The 1,984-nt window shown below is 39.0% G+C and carries 1 protein-coding gene; it reads right to left on the bottom strand.

Features of this window, described 5'->3' with window-relative positions; translation table 11 throughout:
* Nucleotides 1–55: 55 nt before the first annotated feature.
* Nucleotides 56–1,765, bottom strand: coding sequence for an IS1634 family transposase (locus tag AB1414_20020; GenBank protein ID MEW6609700.1), 1,710 nt, complete (start codon nt 1,763–1,765; stop codon nt 56–58).
* Between the last annotated feature and the right edge of the window lie 219 nt (nt 1,766–1,984).

Below are 1,984 nucleotides of genomic sequence, written 5' to 3'. Positions count from 1 at the left end.
CTAGCGTGAGTTTCCTACTTTAGAGCATATTTTTTACCACAAAACCGCATAAATACTAACACTTATGAGTTTCAGGCTTGTATATACTGAATTGAATTATTTCGTATAATCTTTTAATTTCATCAGGTATTTCCTCAAGCTGACGTCGCACTCTGGGTTTACCCCTACCACCTGTCGGCTCAATTATAACTGCCTCACGAATCCTATTAAGTTTCTCCAACAAATGCTCCAGACTAATCTTTATTCCTGCGCGTCTCACCTTCCAATGAACTAATCCCCCCAGCAACAATCCTAAAAGACAACAAAATGTATGAACCTTCACCTTTTGATCAGTCCAATGATATTGAGGCCGCACCGTAAAATGATAAGGATTCTTTAAATGCCTAAATGTTTGCTCAATCCGACCCAACCCATAATACGCCTCGATAATCTCCCGCTCAGACCAATCCCGCCGATCCGTAAATAAAATCTTCTTGCCAAAAATCTCCTGTTTCAAATAATCACACCGCTTATCATTAACCTTATAACTGATACTAACCTGCTCCCCACGTTCCTTTACCTCAACCTTAATAACCTCTTTTAAATACTCCCGTGCCAAAAAATTATTTACCTTCTTTAATACTCCTTCTTTCCGATACCTACATCGAACACCCTGCAACGCATTCTTTAACTCCGTTAACCCTTTAAGTGCTCTATCTAATGCCCGAGAAAACCCCCTTAGCTGACCATCCTTTAACTTCTCACTTAAAACCATTACCACTGTCATCTCCTTACCAAAAACCTTCCGCACACAGCGATAGGCAAAAACTTCATCCCCATTCGATAACTCAACCTTGTAAAACTTCTTTATCGGCACCCCTAATAAATCCTGATAATGAACACTGGATAACGAACCAACCCAATGAATACTTAATCTTTCTAAATCATCTTGAACCACAGCTGAATAATTCCCCTTATCAAAAACCAAAGTCAAATCCTCAAGCCTTTGGTTAATTGCCTCTAACCGATGCCGCAGCCGACTCAAAATTTCAGGAAAACTCTTGTTATCAGGAATATTCCCCTCGTAAACCAAAGAAAACAAAGGAATAAAAGCCTCCCGGGAAACAAGCAAAGCCAGATTGAACTGCCTCAAATCTATCCGCTTTTGCTTATTATACCCACGCTGACAAAGTTTACTCCGCTCATTCCCAGTATTCACATAAGTAAAGAAATTGGTTGTGTCATAAAATAAAGTATCTAAAGAAAATCCTAAATCCGCTACTAACTTCTTTGCCAACACCTCTTCAATTCCAGCTAAGGCCTCTTCGCTAACCACATCCATCTGATCCCAGAAATGCTGACTTGTTAAATTCTTTGACGAAAAATTGGCTAAAAAGGGAAGAGTCGTCTCACAAACCCATTCCGAAAAACTCCGCTTACTACCAGGTCTGATCGCCCGATAAATGGCTGCCAAAAGTAGTGTCTCAGCAACACTCAACCCATCCCGTTTTTGGACCGGAAGATATTGATTTAAAATCGCCAATAACCCAATCTCTGAAGCCACCTGCCATAAACCATATACAGCACCGTGGGAATAACTTTTTACCTTTAAACTACCCACCCTTTCACCCTTTAACAACCGATTGAGCAACCGTTCGGTCGAACCCAAATAAGCCAGCACCATCGGCCGCGGTTTACCCTTTATCCGCCGACACTCAACAATATACCAATAAGGACGACCGTGACTTATTTTTTTCTGCAAACTTGCCATATTCAGTATATACATTATATTCAAAATAGTGTATTTGTCAATAGGGCTGTTAAGATAAAAATCCATAATTGCGATAAATTAGGAAAATTTATGATTTAATGAAGACTATGATTTTTTACGGCTATCGAATATATCTTCAATATTTCAGTATATACATAAAAATATTTAGAAAATAGAGCACAGTTCTACATTTAATGCAAATCGCCAATAATTTTTTAGGAAACTCACGCTAGT

This window comes from bacterium (assembly GCA_040755795.1).
GTDB lineage: Bacteria > UBA9089 > CG2-30-40-21 > CG2-30-40-21 > SBAY01 > JBFLXS01.
Note: the sequence above shows the minus strand (reverse complement) of the source record. Positions and strands in the feature narration are given on the sequence as shown.